This window comes from Candidatus Thiodiazotropha sp. LNASS1 (assembly GCF_964212655.1).
Taxonomy (GTDB): domain Bacteria; phylum Pseudomonadota; class Gammaproteobacteria; order Chromatiales; family Chromatiaceae; genus Thiodiazotropha.
The window spans coordinates 4670952-4688512 of the sequence record NZ_OZ156465.1 but is presented as its reverse complement, the minus strand read 5'-3'; the positions used below and the strand labels follow the sequence as shown (position 1 = coordinate 4688512).

Below are 17561 nucleotides of genomic sequence, written 5' to 3'. Positions count from 1 at the left end.
CTGTTAACAGGCCCTAATATCAAAATCAACCCAAGGAGTGCTACAGTAGCAGTCTGAAACCCCTGACTGGTATATCTTCAAGAAAGACAGGCCCTAGTTGCCTGGTTAACACCAATATGGCAAAAACACTCGTATTCGATAGATCGGATGATATAAGAACACCGTTTCTCAGAGGTATCCTGACTCGCTCTCTGACCGATGCCGGGCTTGCTTTTGAAACAGCGTACCAGCTCTCATCCGATATTCGGCAGCAGATCAACAACGTTGATGAGATCACCACCGAAGAGCTGCGCAAAATAGTTTTGTCTGAACTGCAGAAGATGGATGAAAAAGAGGTTATAGAGAACTACGAGACCATCTATCCTGCCGCCACGAAGATCTTCGTACGCGACCATAAAGACAACCTCATGCCTTTCTCTATGATTGAGCATAGGCGCACACTCGAGTCCAGCGGTCTCGGCTCTGACAAGGCAGCCTACATTACACAGAATGTCTATAAAGATTTAGCTGAATCCTATCAAGATGCCGTTGATAGCAGCACTATCGGAAGACTGACTTACGATAAACTGAAACAACACTACGGCAAAGAGGCTGCAAAGCGCTATCTGGTATGGGTCGATTACAAACATACACAACGTCCCCTGATACTCCTGATAGGCGGCACGACCGGTTGCGGCAAGAGCACCGTCGCAACCGAGGTGGCACACCGGTTGAATATCATTCGGACTCAATCCACCGATATGCTCAGGGAGGTCATGCGTATGATGGTGCCGATAAAACTTCTCCCTGAACTGCATACCTCCTCATTTAATGCCTGGCGCAAAATCCCCGGCTCTGATGACTCCAAGGAACCGCCTGAAGAGAGAATGATCCATGGCTTTATACACCAGGCTGAGCTGGTATCCGTCCCTTGCGAAGCCGTGATACAGCGTGCCTTGAATGAGCAGGTCTCCCTGATACTTGAAGGCGTTCATGTCTCACCCGCCCTGGTGAAGCGGTTCAAGGATGAAAAGAGTGCGGTTATCGTTCCGATCATGCTGGCGGTACTGAAGCAGGACAGACTGAAACACCAATTGAAAGACCGGGGCGTCAGTGCCCCTGTGAGAAATGCTCAGAGTGATTATCTTTCGAATTTTGAATCGATATGGATGCTCCAGTCACACCTGCTTTCCGAAGCTGACAACAACGCCATCCCGATCATAATGAATGATGATAGAGATAAAACCACGGATCGCGTAATGCGCTCCATTATCGAGGTGTTACAGAAGGATTTTCATGCTAAGGTTGAGGACGTTTTCGGCACAGAATAACAAACCCGTATTCCTCATCAGGCGGACCATACTCAATTGGAATAATCATAGACATTAATTATGTTACTAGCTTTCAGGGAATGGCGGCCATACGACAGTCTGTCCTATTTAGTATTGAAACCATAAGGTAGAAACACCGGTAAAATGCAGACTAGTGGAGCAAACCCTTGTTGACAACCCAAAAAGGAGTGATGATCATCCTTGACGGTCTTGGCGATCGAGGAATTCCTGCATTCGGTGGCAAAACACCACTTGAAGTGGCCGATACGCCGAATATGGATGGATTGGCGAGTGCGGGGCAATGCGGTCTTGTCGATCCGCTCTTCCCCGGCATGCCAGTGGGTACACATACCGGCATCTGTCTCTTATTCGGGCTATCCAAACAGCATACAATGAAATTGGCACGGGGTCCTATAGAGGCATCCGGAGTCGGTCTGAACGATAACGATCAGGCGCTCTATTTCCGCTGCAATTTCGCCACCTTGAAAAAGCGTAAGGATCGCTACGATATTCTTGACCGCAGAGCGGGCAGGATCAACACGGGCACTGAATCCCTGACTGCTGCGATAGGCCAGGTCGATTTGGGTGATGGCATAATAGCCAGCCTGCACCCGGCAACCCAACACCGTGTCGTATTGCAAATGGAGGGCTGCGGCCTCTCCCATGACATATCCAACACCGATCCCGGCAACCAGTTCAAGACCAAGGGCCTGCTCACCTGCCTTCCCAATGACCCATCAGACAGCGCAGCGGTGATGACCGCCAGTGCGGTGAATCGGTTGATGGAGATCATTTATGAGAAGCTCTCCGAACATCCGGTAAATCGCCAAAGAATTGATAATAACCTACCACCCGCCAATGGCATTATCTGTAGAGGACCCGGTACGCTACCGAAAGTCAAACCCCTGCTTAATCAGCTCAAGCTCAAAACCGCAGTGATATCCGGCGAGAGTACGGTACTGGGGCTTGGCAGGTTACTGGGTTATGACCTTTTTACGCATGACCGTTTTACCGCCGACCACAATACGGATTTGCATGCCAAGGTAAAAACCACGATAAGTGCACTTGATGATCACGACATGGTCTATCTGCATATCAAAGCCACCGACATCTACTCACATGATCTCAATCCCACCGGTAAACGGGAGATGTTGTTGAAAATCGATGACGCCATAGCCCCGCTGATCAATGATTCACTGGTGATTGCCATAACTGCCGATCACTGCACCGATACCAATACCGGCCGTCATACCGGAGACCCCATACCCAGTCTGATCTATAATCCTCGCGGCAGAGTGGATGGTTGCCTGGAATTTTCCGAACTCGCCTGCAATACCGGCGGTCTGGGACGCATCAATAGCAGCGGCTTTCTGCTATCCATGCTTGACCAGATGAATCAATTGGAGAATTTCAGACCGAAAGACAGTATTTTTATTCTCTGAATCGCGCCATGCAACCGTGCAATAGCCGCATGCTATAGCTGAGTCCGGCAAAGGTATTTGTACAATATTTCATGGTAATCTGCCTGGCAAGGTCGGTCGGGATGCCTATACTTTATAAAAGTATGGAATGTGATATCCACCCAACCTGACTATATCTATTGCCATGTCCCAACCCGATCAAGCAACCATCGACACAAACAGCCAGACCGGCAATGAGGTTGAACCGGTCTCCGACATCGATCTGAACGACTCCAGTCTCTATCTGAACAGGGAGCTGACCTGGCTCGCTTTCAATCGCCGGGTGCTGAATGAGGCCGAGGTGGAGAAAAATCCATTGCTGGAAAGGGTTAAATTCCTCGCCATCGTCAGCCGCAATCTGGATGAGTTTTTCATGAAACGCATAGGCGGTCTTAAGCAACAACTTGCTGCAGGCCTCACCACTACAACGGTAGACGGCAGGACCCCACAGCAACAATTGATCGAGTGCCACACAGTAATATTCGAGATCCAGCAGGCGCAACAGCGTATCTATCATGAACTGCAGACCGCACTGGAGGAAGCCGGAATTCGTATCACCCAATACGAGGCCCTGGACGCGACCCAGCAACAAACCCTCCGTGAACATTTTCAGCAGAACATCTTCCCGATGCTGACGCCATTGGCGATGGATCCGAGCCATCCCTTTCCCTTTATCTCCAACCAAACGCTCAACCTGTTGGTCACACTCCGTTTTCCCAGTGGTTACGACCTGCATATGGCAAGGGTAAAGGTACCGGTCAGCAAGGATGTCTCACCACGCTTGATCCAGGTGGATGAGGATTACACTTTCGTTACCCTCGACAACCTGATCGCAAACAACCTCGATATGCTGTTTCCCGGCATGAAGATTGAATCATGCGATCTGTTCCGGGTCACGCGAAACGCCAACCTGGAGTTGGACCAGGAGTCGGCCAGCGACCTGTTGGAAGCCATTGAAACAGAATTGCGTGAACGTCACTTTGCACCGATTGTAAGGTTGGAGGTCTCTGCGGGAATGAATCCCACGCATCGCGGGATGCTGGCTGCAGAACTTGGTCTCGATCAGGAGCAGGATGTATTTGAAATCAATCGTATGATGGCTCTTCGAGACCTGTTTGAAATCGCCACCTTGAACATTCCAGAGCTCCGCAATCCACCCCACTACCCATCCGACCATCCTCAGTTGGCACATGACCGACGCAATATCTTTCATATCATCAGAGAGCATGGATCTCTGTTGCTGCAGCACCCCTATGAGTCCTTTACCACCACAGTGGAGCGCTTCCTGCGCACGGCGGCGGAGGATCCCAAGGTTCTGGCGATCAAGATGACCCTCTATCGTACATCAGCCGAAGGCAATGTACTCGACTCCCTGATAAAAGCGGCCCGCAACGGCAAGCAGGTAGCGGTGCTGGTAGAACTCAAGGCACGCTTCGATGAAGCCGCCAATATACGCTGGGCGAGACGTTTGGAACAGGCAGGCATCCATGTCACCTATGGTGTTCTGGGGCTGAAGACACACAGCAAATTGATCATGGTGATCCGCAAGGACTACTCCCAGTTGCGTCGCTACTACCATATCGGCACGGGTAATTACCACGCCGGCACCGCCAGGCTTTATACGGATCTGGGGGTGCTTGGATGCGATGAGGATACCGGTAAGGATCTGACAGAGCTGTTCAACTATCTGACCGGCTATTCACCGCCTCCCAGCTACCGTAAGATTCTGGCAGCTCCCTATACCTTAAAACAGTCTCTTGTGGAGAAGATCGAACGAGAGATCAGACTGCATGACGAGGGACATCCCGGGCATATCCAGATGAAGATGAATGCCCTCGAGGATCACGATATCGTCAAGGCCCTCTATAAGGCCACCCAGGTTGGGGTCAAGGTTGATCTTATCGTCAGAGATACCTGTCGTTTCCGTCCCGGCATTCCCGGGCTGAGCGAAAGCAGCAGCGTAATCAGCATAGTCGGAAGATTCTTGGAACATGCGCGCATCATCTACTTTCTCAATGGTGGCGACGAAGAGTATTTCATCGGTTCCGCCGACATGATGCAACGTAATCTGATGCAGCGGGTAGAGGTACTGACCCCGGTGGAATCACCGGCACTGCGCCAGGAACTGCGTTTGATTCTCGATGTGCAGCTGGGTGACAAGCATAGCGCCTGGGATATGCAGTCCGACGGCACCTACGTACGGCGCATACCCGATAGCGGTGAAACTTCACTCAACTGTCAGGAAACGCTTATCGGTGTGGTTGAACGGCGTTTGGATGCAGCCAAGAAACATCGGGAAAAACGTATGCGCGAGAAGCTCATGAACCATTTCAAACAGCGTCTCAGAAGCAATCAGGAACTGTCCTGAACATCTGCAGTGAGATCATCCTGATTGGTGGCGATTATCCGCCGTAGAACCACTTGATGTATGCGTCGCAGGGATGCGTCCTGAACACGCACCTCAAAACCGTCCAATTCGAATTTCTCATCCTTTTCGGGGATCCTTTCCGTGTGCTTGAGCAACCATCGATTGATGGTATCGGTTGGCTTACCGGGGATATCCATATCGTAATACTCTTCAACGACGCGTAGTTCAGCGGTACCTTGCACCAGCACCTTGCCACCCCCCAAGACCATCAAATCATTGGGTTTTTCATCAGTCTCGTCATATATCTCACCCACCAGCTCTTCCAACATATCCTCTAACGAAACCACGCCGATCATTGCACCGTGCTCATCAACCACCACCGCAAGATGAATGCTTTTAAGCTTAAGCTTACGTACCAGCTCATCAATCGTTGTATTGGATGGGGTGTACAGGGGTTCCTGGCCCAGGTCGGAAATGGGGATGTCCAACTCACCGGATACGATATTCTTGATCAGATCACGCACCAGAACCATGCTGACGATCTCATCCGGATCCTCCTTGTAGAGGGGAATGCGTGAAAAGTTCTCCCGCATGATCCCGGGCAACACATCACGCAGCGAGCGCCGACCGTCAATGCGGAATACCTGTCTTCTGGGAGTCATGACATCCTCGGCCTTCAGATCATTGAAATTGAAGATGCGCTCAATCATCTCCCGCTCACCGGTATCGATGACTCCCTCTTCCTCACCATGCTCAATCAAGGTAATTACCTCGTGCTCCGTCACCAGCGGATCATCCATGGCTTTGGTCGACGATTGCACCCAGTTTGTAAACTGCAAGAACAGCCACACCAGCGGGTAGATGAGGCGCATGAAACCGACGATCAGCGGGGCGATAAATAACGAGATGCGTTCTGAAAAACGGGTGGCCAGGCTCTTGGGCGTTATCTCGCCGAACACCAGGATCAGGATGGTCAACACACCCACGGCGATACCGGGGCCGGTGTCACCAAAATAGTCGGTTGCAATGACCGTTGCCATCGCAGACGCCGCGATGTTGACCACATTGTTGCCGATCAGGATAGTAATCAGCATGCGGCTCGGATCTTTTTTCAGCAGATAGAGGGCTTGAGCACCCCTCCTGCCCTCTCTGTACAAGGCTTCCGCACGAGCCATCGACAGGTTTATCAAGGCAGTCTCTGAACCAGAAAAAACGCCAGAGAGCACCAGCAGCAGCGCTAGAATAAGGTAACTTTCCACGAAGTGTCTTTATGTATCTCGCCCGTTTAGGCCCAGCCTGTAATTATCACTGGTAAGACATTGAATCACAAGTATGCAGCACCGCCATTTAATATATTCATTATATTTCATGGCGCAATACTACCCAGTAAAAAGGTCAAAATATAAGTGATATTCTTCATGTATAACATATAATTGACATTACAGTATAAACACGGGCAATAAAATTATCCGCGCAACAATCCATGAACTCAAAATAAGAGTGCGCATCTCACGAGGAGATGGGCAGGATTCAGCCCCGATCCAGCAGTCACTTCCATAAGATAGTATTTTGGGCCTGCTGGACTATTGTTGACAGGCCCTAGCTTGGTGCACAGATAGATGCAATGCATACTGATGGTAGAAGATGAACCCGAGGTTCGGGAAATGATTCGATTTATCCTCGAACCCAAGGGATATCGGGTTGATGAAGCCGATAATGCCCAAGACGCCCGTCGCCTGTTATCCCAGCGAAGCTACGACCTGATCCTAATGGACTGGATGCTACCCGGCAGATCAGGACTCGACCTGACCAGAGAGCTGAGACAAATGGCCCGGTCAAATACACCCCCTGTCATTCTACTGACAGCCCGGTCTGAGGAATCGGACAAGGTTAAGGGCCTTGAAAGCGGAGCTGACGACTACATCACCAAGCCCTTTTCACCTAGAGAGATGTTGGCCCGCATCAAGGCTGTATTACGCAGAAACCGTGGCGATCAAACAGAGAGAGGGATCGAGTTTGCCGGCCTGAGTATCGAACCCAGCCTTCATATCGTCGCTATTGACGGCACCCCACTCCACCTCTCACCGGCTGAATATCGCTTACTCTACTTTTTCATGACTCACCCCGACCGAGTCTTTAGCCGAACCCAGATCCTGGATCAGGTTTGGGGTGTCACCGCCAGTGTGGATGAAAGAACGGTGGATGTGCATATAAGACGCCTGCGAAAGCAGCTCACTCCATCGGGACATCACAATTTTCTGCAAACCGTGCGCAGTGTGGGATATAGATTTTCACCCGGCAACTTTCAACTTAAACGGCCATCTTCGTGAAGGGCTATCTGAAAATCGAAATCAATCATCTGCTGGGAAGCCTGCTGATATTTGTGCCTATCGGGTATCTGCTGCAGCAGATTCCTAGCGCAATCGCGGTGGCATTGGCTGCCTATTTCGCTAAACACGGTTACTACCTGATCAAGCTCGCCTATCTGATCAACCGGAGTTCGCGGATCGATCCACCCTACCCTGCGGATATCTGGGGACTGATCTATAAAGAGCTCTCGAGGTTCCGCTCCAGAAGCCGAAAACGTAAAAGAACACTCAGCCGCTTCGCGTCACGATTCAGAAAGGTAACCAGCTCTATACCCGACGGACTGGTATTACTGAATAAATCCGCCGTTATTGAATGGGCGAACCCTGCTGCCGGTCAGTTGTTGAATATAAGCTGGCCACGGGATGAAAACAGTTCATTCACAGAACACATCAAACATGAAAATCTTACGGAGTATCTGAATAATCCCGATTACTCAAAACCCCTCGAATTCCCTTCCCCAAGCAACAAAGCCGTGATCATCTCTCTCCGCGTTACACCATTTGGTGGTAAGAAGGCCCAGCGTCTGGTAGTCGCGAGAGACATCACCGAAGTCTATAAGCTCAACCAGACCAGACGTGACTTTGTCTCGAATGTCTCACACGAACTCCGTACCCCCCTCACTGTTATCGCGGGGTACCTGGAAAACCTTTCCGACAATGATATGTTGCCGTTTCAGGAGCGTCCCTTTACTCTGATGCTTCAGCAGGCGGACAGAATGAACAGCATCATTAACGATCTGCTTACACTTTCCCGACTCGAGCTTGGACATGCCCCATCCCCGGAGAAGCCGGTCGCCGTACCCGATCTACTGCGCAGAATCATCGATCAGGCACAGCTGTTGGCGGAGCAAAAGGGTGGTTATACGATCAATCTGGATGTCGACGACAACCTCTGGCTGCTGGGTGAAGAGAGCGAATTGACGAGCGCATTCTCGAATCTTGTCTTCAATGCCGTCATCCATACACCCCCCGGCACAGAGATCACCGTCACCTGGCTGCACCTGGAAAACGAGGCCTGCCTGACAGTCACTGATTCCGGGCCGGGAATCGAGGAGCGTCATATACATCGATTGACCGAACGTTTCTACCGGGTCGATAAGGCGCGATCACGCCAATCCGGGGGCACAGGACTGGGATTAGCCATTGTCAAACATATTATCGGTCGACATGATGGCGAAATAAGAATAGCGAGTCAGTTGGGAGTTGGCAGCAGTTTCACCTGCTCTTTTCCGGAAGAATTATCGCTTGATAAACCAGTTACGATTTCTGCTGAGCGAGATGCCTCGAAACAACTCCCCAGTGACCAACCTGAACTGTTGAACTCATCACCGGAATAAGCGAGTGGCAACGAGTATAAAAAGGCGTAATTAAAAAAACGCCATTCACCGAAACTTCAGCCGATGGAGAATCTACTCCACCTGCTCAGTGATGTTTTCTGTGTAGGACTGATTCACGCGATCCCGCAACTCCTTACCGGGCTTGAAGTGAGGGACATACTTACCGGAAAGCGCAACTGTCTTACCCGTTTTTGGGTTGCGTCCCATCCTTGGCGGCCGGTAGTGGAGTGAAAAGCTCCCAAATCCGCGAATCTCAATTCTCTCACCCGATGCCAGGGATTGGCTCATGTGCTCAATCATGCACTTTACAGCCAACTCTACATCACGATAGGCAAGATGGCTCTGCTCCTTGGCAATAATCTCAATCAGTTCGGATTTTGTCATTCTTGTCAGTTCTCCAATTTGCCGATGACTCAGGGCCCGCACTTAATGTGCGGGCCCTGATTCCTCGATTCGGAATCTATCGAATTCGACTCCTGGCTCTACTCGCCTTGATTATCCATCTGCTCTTTCAACAAATCACCCAAAGTCGGTGCACTGGTCGCCGCATCACGTGCATAACCCTTGATAGCGGCCGCCTCTTCATCCGCATCCTTGGCTTTGATGGAAAGCGTTATGGAGCGGTTCTTACGATCCACACCGATAAATTTCGCTTCTATCTCATCGCCTTCCTTAAGGACGCTCCGTGCATCCTCTACACGGTCACGTGACAGCTCAGAAGCTCGAAGATAACCGTCAACACCCTCAGCCAAGTTGATCATCGCACCCTTGGCATCGACCTCTACAACTCTACCTTTAACGAAACTGCCTTTCTCGTTGGCAGCCACAAAAGTTGAAAAGGGATCCTGTGCCAGCTGCTTGATACCTAATGAGATGCGTTCCCGTTCAGGATCGACAGAGAGGACAACGGTTTCCACTTCATCGCCCTTCTTGAAGTTGCGAATAGCGTCTTCACCCTCATCATCCCAGGAGATATCGGACAGATGAATCAGTCCATCTATACCGCCATCAAGTCCGATAAAGATACCGAAGTCGGTAATCGACTTGATATTACCGGTAACGTGGTCGCCCTTTTTGTGGGTAGCGGCAAACTCATCCCAGGGATTAGGCTTGCACTGTTTAATACCGAGCGAGACACGACGTCTCTCCTCATCGATATCAAGCACCATGACCTCCACTTCGTCACCGAGGGAGACTATCTTGGATGGGTGTACGTTCTTGTTTGTCCAGTCCATCTCGGAAACATGCACAAGACCTTCAACACCTTCCTCGATTTCCACGAAACATCCGTAATCGGCAATGTTGGTAACCTTGCCGAACAGACGTGTGCTTTCCGGATAACGACGTGCCAGTGCAACCCATGGATCGTCGCCCATCTGCTTGAGACCGAGCGAGACACGGTTACGTTCACGGTCGAATTTCAATATCTTGACGTTGATCTCGTCACCGATCTCAACAACTTCAGAGGGGTGCTTGACACGCTTCCACGCCATATCGGTGATATGCAGCAAGCCATCGATTCCACCAAGATCAACAAATGCGCCATAATCGGTGAGGTTCTTGACCACACCTTTGATCTCTTGACCTTCCTGCAGATTTTCGAGCAACTTATCGCGCTCTTCACTGTACTCCTGTTCAACAACGGCCCGGCGTGAAACCACAACGTTGTTGCGTCGGCGATCGAGTTTGATCACCTTGAATTCAAGATCTTTACCTTCCAAATAGGCGGTATCGCGTACAGGACGCACATCGACAAGAGAACCGGGAAGGAATGCACGGATATCATTCAATTCAACCGTGAAACCGCCTTTAACCTTACCGTTGATACGTCCGATAACGGTCTCTTCCGCCTCGTGCGCCTTTTCAAGCACTTTCCAAGCCTGATCGCGCTTGGCTTTTTCGCGGGAGAGTCTGGTGGCACCAAATCCATCTTCAACAGCATCCAGCGCGACCTCTACCTGATCGCCGATCTGGACTTCAATATCTCCTTGCTGATTGAGAAATTGGTCGCGAGGTATAACGCCTTCAGATTTCAGGCCGGCGTTAACGATAACAGCTTCCGGTGTGATATCCAGAACGGTACCGATAATAATGGCGCCACTGCGAAGCTGGGTACTGGAGAGACTCTCCTCAAATAATTCTGCAAAACTTTCGGTCATGGGATTGAGTTTCCTGCAACACTAGGTTGCACAGGCTGGACGAAAAATGAAGTGATATTTTTGTCCGCCAGGTTGTTAGGTTAAAAATTAAGCCGGTAAAACCGGCCACCATTCTTGACTGATGAATCAGATGATTAGCTTTGAATATCGGACAGGGCCGCGCCTACTATCTGCATCGCCTGCCCATAAACTTCATCGATAGTCATCGCCGTCGAATCCAACTGGTATGCTGATTCCGAAGCGACGAGTGGCGCCACGGCACGTTTGCTGTCGCGCTCATCCCGTTCTCTAATCTCCTCAGTAAGACGGGCGAGATTAACACCTAACCCCTTTTCTTTCAACTGTTTATAGCGTCTCTGTGCCCGTTCCTCGGCACTTGCTGTGAGAAATATCTTGACCTTGGCTTGAGGGAAAACCACCGTTCCCATGTCGCGTCCATCTGCAACCAGACCGGGTGACCTGGCATAGTTGCGTTGCCATGCCAGTAATGCTTCACGAACCTGAGGGATGGCAGCCACTTTGGAAGCCGCATTGCCGATGGTTTCAGTACGTATGCTCCGCGATACATCCTCACCATCCAACAGCACCCGTCCTTGATCGAATGATAATGGCATACTTTTAGCCATATCGGCAATTTTATCCACATTTTCACCGCCGATGCCAGCACGTTCGACCATTAAGCCCAAAACGCGATAGATCGCGCCACTATCGAGAAAATGCCAACCCAAGGCCTCCGCGATGCGTTGAGCAAGGGTTCCTTTACCCGATCCCGAAGGCCCATCCACCGTAATGACCGGCGCCCTATCCACTATTTTTCACCTCGGCAATCTGCAGCCCCATATCCGCCGCAGAAGGGACGAAGCCGGGAAACGAGGTATTGACATTGGCGCAGTCGGCAATCTCAATGGGGCCTGCCGCCCTCAATCCCGCCATCGCAAATGACATTGCTATTCTGTGATCGCCGTGACTCTCCACTTTGCCGCCCTGTAGCTCGCCTCCCTGTATGACGATTCCATCCGGCGTCGGATCGGCCTCGATACCGAGTCTCTGCAAACCTTCCGCCATGACCTGGATACGATCGCTCTCCTTGACCCGCAGCTCTACTGCGCCCCTTAATCGCGTCTCACCCCGGGCACACGCCGCCGCCACGAAAACGGCCGGAAATTCATCGATTGCCAGCGGCACCAACTCCTCGGGTATATCGATGCCGTGCAATTCTGTCGACATGACTCTTATATCGGCAACCGGTTCACCGCCGACCTCTCTCTCGTTGAGGAGCTCTATCTCGGCACCCATCAACTTGAGGATCGAAATCACACCATCCCGGGTGGGGTTGATGCCCACGTGTTGCAACACCATCTCCGACCCTTCAGCGATAGAGACTCCGACAAGAAAGAAGGTTGCCGATGAGATATCCGCGGGTATGTCGATTTCGCAGGCACTCAATCGCCCCCCGCCAGTCAGACATATCCTGTTGCCATCGCGTCTCACCGGATAGCCAAATCCCTGCAACATACGCTCGGTGTGATCCCTGGTGGGCGCCGGTTCTGTGATACAGGTTTCGCCTTCCGCACAGAGACCCGCCAACAACAGTGCTGATTTGACCTGGGCGCTGGCCATTGGCAATTGGTAATCGATACCCTGCAAGCGAGATTGGGGGTGAATCTGCAATGGCGCAGTGAAAGCCTCTGTCGAACCGATGCTCGCATTCATCCGCGAAAGCGGGTCGATGACCCGTTGCATGGGTCGACCCGACAGGGAACTGTCACCCGTCAATGTCACCGCCATGCCCTGCCCCGCCAGCAAACCGGTCAGCAGGCGCATTGATGTTCCCGAATTTCCCAGATCCAGCGCACCATCCGGCGCCTGCAGCCCATGCATGCCGACACCTTGAATAGTCACCCGGCCCTGGGTCGGTCCATCGATGGCCACCCCCATTTGGCGAAAGGCATTCAAAGTGGCAAGACTGTCTTCACCTTCCAGAAAACCTGTTACCTCAGTAACGCCATCAGCCAACGAACCGAGCATGATCGACCTGTGGGAGATCGATTTATCGCCAGGCACACGCAAGTTGCCGATCAGCTTGCCGCCGGGTTGTATTCGATAATTGATTTGTTGTTGCAAGTTAATTCCACTCGTTTGCAGTCGCTGAAACCATAAATAATCGGGTCAGCGACACTATATTTGCCTTATCTGCCAGATGCCTTTTGGATTAGTGCTAACTGGCCCTAGCTTTTATTGACTCCATCCACGTATCTGTCCCGCGCCTTTTTCGCACGTTGAAATATCTCCAGCAACCCGGTTTCATCACCACTTTGCAGCAGTTCCGCAAGCTCATGCAGCTCATCGGCAAAGCGCGTCAACATTTCATTCAGGTAACTCTGATTGGCTATACAGATGTCGCGCCACATCACAGGATTGCTTGATGCGATCCTGGTGAAATCCCTGAAGCCGCCTGCGGCGAAGCGAAAGATTTCATCATTCTCTTTCATTCGCGCCAGACTATCGACCAAGGTAAATGCCAGCATGTGAGGCAAATGACTGGTTGCAGCCAATACTTCGTCATGGTGCTCAACGGTCATCTGTACCACATCCGCCCCGCACTGTTGCCACATCCTTTCGACACGCAGGAGCGCATCCTTATCCGTTTCCTGCAGTGGCGTGAGTATGACTCGGCGATTACGATACAACTCGGCAAACGCCGCTTCAGCGCCACTGCGTTCGGTCCCCGCAATGGGATGGCCCGGAACAAAAAATCCGGGGATTTCGCCGAATACCGCTTTGACATCGTTTACCACACTGCACTTGACGCTGCCGGCATCGGTTACCACTGCATGATCGGCAAGCTGACCGCGTATACCACTCAGGGTGTCGCGCATTGCACCCAAGGGTACTGACAACAAGACCATATCGGCGCCTTTAACCGCCGCACCTACATCATGCGTGTAGTGATCGATCACGCCCAAGGATTGTGCTTTGATCAAATTGGCTTCCCCACGGCCACAGCCAACCACTTCCTTCACCACACCCTCTTCCTTCAGGGCCAGGGCGGCAGAGCCGCCAATCAGACCGACTCCGATAATCGCAAGCTTTTCAATCACCGTTTTAGTACCTTCTTCAGCGTCGTCAAGAGACGATCGTTCTCCTCTTCCAGCCCGACAGAGATGCGCAAATGGTTGGGCAATCCGTAGTTGGCTATCGGTCGAGTGATACATCCTTCGCGCAGCAATGCCTGATCGACCCTGGAGGCATCCTCACCAACATCGACGGTTATAAAATTAGCCACTGAAGGAATATAGTCGAGCCCCAATGCTTCGAAGCCCTGCCGGTACTGTTGCATACCCTTGTTGTTGAGTGCAATCGAACGTTGGATGAACTCTTCATCATCAAGTGCGGCCAATGCCGCCGACTGCGCCAGGGCATTGACATTGAAAGGCTGTCGCACCCGATTCAACAGATCGGCGATGGCGGGATTCGATAGCCCATATCCGATACGCAGGGATGCCAGCCCATAGGCCTTGGAAAAGGTGCGGGTCACAATCAGATTGGGAAAGCGCTGCAGCCATGCCGCGCCATCCGGAAAGTCACTCTCCTGAACATATTCGAAATAGGCTTCATCAAGCACCACGATGACATGCTCCGGCAGCTGAAGCAAAAACGAGTACAGCTCTGTGTCAGTCAGCCGGGTACCGGTTGGATTATTCGGATTCGCAATCCAGATAACCCTGGTCTTGGGCGTGAGCATTTGCAGCATCCGCTCAAGGTCGTGGCCGTATGCCTTGGCAGGGGCAACCCTCAACCCGGCACCGACAGCCTGACTGCTGATTGGGTATACAGCAAAGGCATATTGCGAAAACATAGACTCGACATCCGGCGAAAGAAACACCCGTGCGACCATATCCAGGACATCATTGGAACCGTTGCCGAGGGTAATGCAGGCGGGATCCACGGCATGCTTTTCGGCAAGCCGCTGACGCAGTCGATAGCCTCCGCCGTCGGGATAGCGGGATAACTCAGGCACACACCGGCCCAAAGTCTCGATGACCTTTTCGCTGACGCCCAAGGGATTTTCGTTGGACGCCAGTTTTATCGAGTGAGTGATACCCAGTTCGCGCTCTAACTCAGATATCGGTTTACCGGGCAAATAGGGCTTCAAGGCCTCGATACCCGGTGCGGCAAGCTCAAGAAAGGGGTTTGTCTGACGTGTCATCGTGCTGCTCGAAAAGAGGAATCAGCGGCTATATGACTGCCTTGGGATAGGACCCGAGGACCTTGAACTGGGTGGCCGCCTGCTCGATCTCATGCAGGGCCGCGGCGAGATTGTCATCGCTTCTGTGCCCCTCCACATCGATGAAAAAAAGATAATCCCAGCGTCCCCTGCGGGATGGACGTGATTCAATGCGCGTCATGCTGATTCCATGTTCAGCAAACGGCGTAAGCATACTATGCAGACCGCCCGCTTTGTTATGGGTGGAGAACATGATACTGGTTTTGTCTTCTCCACTGGGCGGTGAATCCTGCTTGCCGATCACCAGAAAACGGGTCGTATTGCCGGGTTCATCCTCAATGTTCGATGCCACAACACTTAGCTGGTAGATCTCACCGGCCGCCTCTCCCGCGATGGCGGCGGCATTGGCTATTTCGGTTGCCAGCCTGGCGGCCTCTGCATTACTGCCGACAGCAACCCGCTCAACATGAGGGAGGTGCTGATCGAGCCATCCCCGACACTGGGCAAGGGATTGGGCATGGGAGTAGACCACCTTGATCTGCTCCGCGGGGTCCCCACGACTGAGTAGCTGGTGATTGATCGGCAATGAAACCTCACCGCAGATCCGCAGTGGCGAATTGACGAAAGTATCCAGGGTGTGGGTAATCACGCCCTCGGTGGAGTTTTCCACCGGTACCACACCGTATTGGCAGGCACCGGCTTCGACCTCGCGAAAGGTATCCGGTATGGAGCCCATGGCTGTGGTATGAACAGCATGCCCAAAATGCTTAAGCACCGCTTCCTGTGTATAGGTTCCATCCGGCCCAAGAAAGGCGACATTCAAGGTCTGTTCCAAGGCCAGACAGGCCGACATGATCTCCCGGAACAGCCTTGCCATCTCCGCATCCTGCAGCGGTCCCCGGTTTCGATCCTTGATACGCCGCAATACCTCAGCCTCACGTTCGGGACGATAAAAAGCTGTCTGCGGATCCTCATCCAATTTGATGCGCGCAACCCCCTGGGCCGCTTCCGCCCGCTCACTGATCAGCTGCTGCAGTTGCAGATCGATCTCATCGATTCGCTGTCGGATGGCACTCAGTTTCGCATCATCATTCATTGATTGGTCCTAGGGCCTGTTAACACTGATCCAATCGGCTCTGCGCCCGTTTGGCCCTACTCTTCACCTGACAATGAGCGTACCGATAATACACCATCGATGGAAGCCAACGTCTGCAACAGCTCAGCATTGGGTCGCTTGTCCACGTCCAGTAGGGTGACCGCGATATCGTCCCGGGATTTGTTGAGCATATCCAGGATATTCAATCCCTCATTGGCCAGATCGGTGGAGATCTGTCCCACCATATTGGGTACATTGCTGTTCACGACGGCTATACGGAAACCACCGTTTCTCGGCAGATTTATGCTGGGGAAATTGACTGAATTGGTGATATTGCCGTTTTCCAGGTAGTCACGAACCTCCTCGGCCACCATGATAGCGCAGTTGTCCTCCGCCTCCTTGGTTGAGGCCCCCAAGTGAGGCAGGGTAATCACTCTCGGATGATCCTTCAGCAGGTTGCTGGGAAAATCGCACACGTATGCATAGATTTGGCCACTATCCAGGGCGGCCACGGTGGCTTCATCATCGACAATGCCGTTACGGGCAAAATTGAGCAGCACCGATCCAGGCTTCATCAACCTCAACCGCTCGGCATTGATCATATTTGCAGTGGCATCCGTCAGCGGCACGTGAAAAGTCACGAAGTCCGATTTGGAGAGCAGATCATCCACGCTCAAGGCCTGCTCCACTTCCGAAGCGAGCTTCCATGCGCTTTGAACTGTTATGGTTGGATCGTATCCGATCACGTTCATGCCCAAGGCACGACAGGCATTGGCAACCTTGACGCCGATTGCACCAAGCCCGATGACCCCCATGGTACGTCCCGGCAGTTCAAAGCCGACGAAATTCTTCTTTCCCGACTCCACCTGTTTGGAGATAACGCCGTCATCCCCTGACAACCCTGTAGTGAAGCGCCAGGCCGGACCCAGGTTCCGAGCCGCCAGCAGCGCACCGGCCAGCACAAGCTCTTTGACCGCATTGGCATTGGCGCCCGGCGCATTGAAGACCGGAATCCCCAACCCTGTCATCTCGGCCACCGGAATGTTGTTGACACCGGCGCCGGCCCGTCCGATCGCCTTCACCGTTTCCGGGATTTCCATGCCATGCATTTTATGGGAACGTAACAGGATCGCATCCGGGTGGGTGATTTCGGAGGCGACTTCATAAGTATCACGCGGCAGACGATCAAGGCCCGCCACGGAGATGTTGTTCAATGTCAGTATTTTGTACATGT

At 52.1% G+C, this 17561-nt stretch carries 14 protein-coding genes; 5 read left to right on the top strand and 9 right to left on the bottom strand.

What is annotated here, in order from left to right; all coding sequences use genetic code 11:
* Window positions 1–116: 116 nt before the first annotated feature.
* The 3 genes from AB8516_RS20935 (at window position 117) to ppk1 (ending at window position 5138) form a co-directional block, all read left to right on the top strand.
* Complete coding sequence (locus tag AB8516_RS20935) at window positions 117–1310, top strand: ATP cone domain-containing protein (RefSeq protein ID WP_369163133.1); 1194 nt, start codon at window positions 117–119, stop codon at window positions 1308–1310.
* 167 nt (window positions 1311–1477) lie between these two features.
* Complete coding sequence (gene apgM / locus AB8516_RS20930) at window positions 1478–2752, top strand: 2,3-bisphosphoglycerate-independent phosphoglycerate mutase (protein WP_369163132.1); 1275 nt, start codon at window positions 1478–1480, stop codon at window positions 2750–2752.
* Window positions 2753–2915: 163 nt separating this feature from the next.
* On the top strand, window positions 2916–5138 hold the full coding sequence (gene ppk1 / locus AB8516_RS20925) for a polyphosphate kinase 1 (protein ID WP_369163130.1): 2223 nt from the start codon (window positions 2916–2918) through the stop codon (window positions 5136–5138).
* On the opposite strand, the gene AB8516_RS20920 is transcribed toward ppk1, so the two are convergent.
* The gene (locus AB8516_RS20920; RefSeq protein WP_369163128.1) at window positions 5123–6397 is read right to left on the bottom strand and encodes a hemolysin family protein; all 1275 of its coding nucleotides are present in this window, start codon (window positions 6395–6397) and stop codon (window positions 5123–5125) included. The genes ppk1 and AB8516_RS20920 overlap by 16 nt on opposite strands.
* Before the next feature lie 360 nt (window positions 6398–6757).
* Between AB8516_RS20920 and phoB the strand changes: the two genes are divergently transcribed.
* Together phoB and phoR are read left to right on the top strand one after the other, a co-directional pair.
* Window positions 6758–7468, top strand: a complete 711-nt coding sequence (gene phoB / locus AB8516_RS20915; RefSeq protein WP_369163126.1) for a phosphate regulon transcriptional regulator PhoB — start codon at window positions 6758–6760, stop codon at window positions 7466–7468.
* On the top strand, window positions 7465–8844 hold the full coding sequence (gene phoR, locus AB8516_RS20910) for a phosphate regulon sensor histidine kinase PhoR (protein WP_369163125.1): 1380 nt from the start codon (window positions 7465–7467) through the stop codon (window positions 8842–8844). The genes phoB and phoR overlap by 4 nt, the downstream gene beginning before the upstream one ends.
* 72 nt (window positions 8845–8916) lie before the next feature.
* Here the strand turns inward: phoR and ihfB are convergent, their stop codons facing one another.
* From ihfB to AB8516_RS20870, 8 genes are all read right to left on the bottom strand, one after another.
* Window positions 8917–9228: an integration host factor subunit beta gene (ihfB, locus tag AB8516_RS20905; RefSeq protein ID WP_069126031.1), complete on the bottom strand. Its 312-nt coding sequence runs from the start codon at window positions 9226–9228 to the stop codon at window positions 8917–8919.
* Between the two features lie 98 nt (window positions 9229–9326).
* The gene (gene rpsA, locus AB8516_RS20900) at window positions 9327–11003 is read right to left on the bottom strand and encodes a 30S ribosomal protein S1 (RefSeq protein WP_108292470.1); all 1677 of its coding nucleotides are present in this window, start codon (window positions 11001–11003) and stop codon (window positions 9327–9329) included.
* A gap of 134 nt (window positions 11004–11137) precedes the next feature.
* A complete protein-coding gene (cmk, locus tag AB8516_RS20895) occupies window positions 11138–11812 on the bottom strand; it encodes a (d)CMP kinase (RefSeq protein ID WP_369163123.1) in 675 nt (224 codons plus the stop codon).
* Window positions 11805–13133 (bottom strand): 3-phosphoshikimate 1-carboxyvinyltransferase, encoded by a 1329-nt coding sequence (aroA, locus tag AB8516_RS20890; RefSeq protein ID WP_369163342.1) that lies wholly within the window; start codon window positions 13131–13133, stop codon window positions 11805–11807. The genes cmk and aroA overlap by 8 nt, the downstream gene beginning before the upstream one ends.
* Window positions 13134–13231: 98 nt before the next feature.
* Window positions 13232–14104, bottom strand: a complete 873-nt coding sequence (locus AB8516_RS20885; protein ID WP_369163122.1) for a prephenate dehydrogenase — start codon at window positions 14102–14104, stop codon at window positions 13232–13234.
* Window positions 14101–15213 carry a histidinol-phosphate transaminase gene (gene hisC, locus AB8516_RS20880; protein ID WP_369163121.1) on the bottom strand — a complete coding sequence of 371 codons (1113 nt, stop codon included), beginning with the start codon at window positions 15211–15213 and terminating at the stop codon, window positions 14101–14103. The genes AB8516_RS20885 and hisC overlap by 4 nt, the downstream gene beginning before the upstream one ends.
* A gap of 28 nt (window positions 15214–15241) precedes the next feature.
* Window positions 15242–16327, bottom strand: a complete 1086-nt coding sequence (gene pheA / locus AB8516_RS20875) for a prephenate dehydratase (protein ID WP_108292478.1) — start codon at window positions 16325–16327, stop codon at window positions 15242–15244.
* A gap of 56 nt (window positions 16328–16383) precedes the next feature.
* Window positions 16384–17559 (bottom strand): phosphoglycerate dehydrogenase, encoded by a 1176-nt coding sequence (locus tag AB8516_RS20870; protein ID WP_108292480.1) that lies wholly within the window; start codon window positions 17557–17559, stop codon window positions 16384–16386.
* Window positions 17560–17561: the final 2 nt, after the last annotated feature.

What these genes read in the sequence shown, in the direction of transcription:
- AB8516_RS20870 (WP_108292480.1), bottom strand. Translation starts at nt 17,559, where the DNA reads ATGTACAAAATACTGACATTGAACAACATCTCCGTGGCGGGCCTTGAT.
- pheA (WP_108292478.1), bottom strand. Translation starts at nt 16,327, where the DNA reads ATGAATGATGATGCGAAACTGAGTGCCATCCGACAGCGAATCGATGAG.
- AB8516_RS20935 (WP_369163133.1), top strand. Translation starts at nt 117, where the DNA reads ATGGCAAAAACACTCGTATTCGATAGATCGGATGATATAAGAACACCG.
- hisC (WP_369163121.1), bottom strand. Translation starts at nt 15,213, where the DNA reads ATGACACGTCAGACAAACCCCTTTCTTGAGCTTGCCGCACCGGGTATC.
- phoB (WP_369163126.1), top strand. Translation starts at nt 6,758, where the DNA reads ATGCAATGCATACTGATGGTAGAAGATGAACCCGAGGTTCGGGAAATG.
- rpsA (WP_108292470.1), bottom strand. Translation starts at nt 11,003, where the DNA reads ATGACCGAAAGTTTTGCAGAATTATTTGAGGAGAGTCTCTCCAGTACC.
- ihfB (WP_069126031.1), bottom strand. Translation starts at nt 9,228, where the DNA reads ATGACAAAATCCGAACTGATTGAGATTATTGCCAAGGAGCAGAGCCAT.
- ppk1 (WP_369163130.1), top strand. Translation starts at nt 2,916, where the DNA reads ATGTCCCAACCCGATCAAGCAACCATCGACACAAACAGCCAGACCGGC.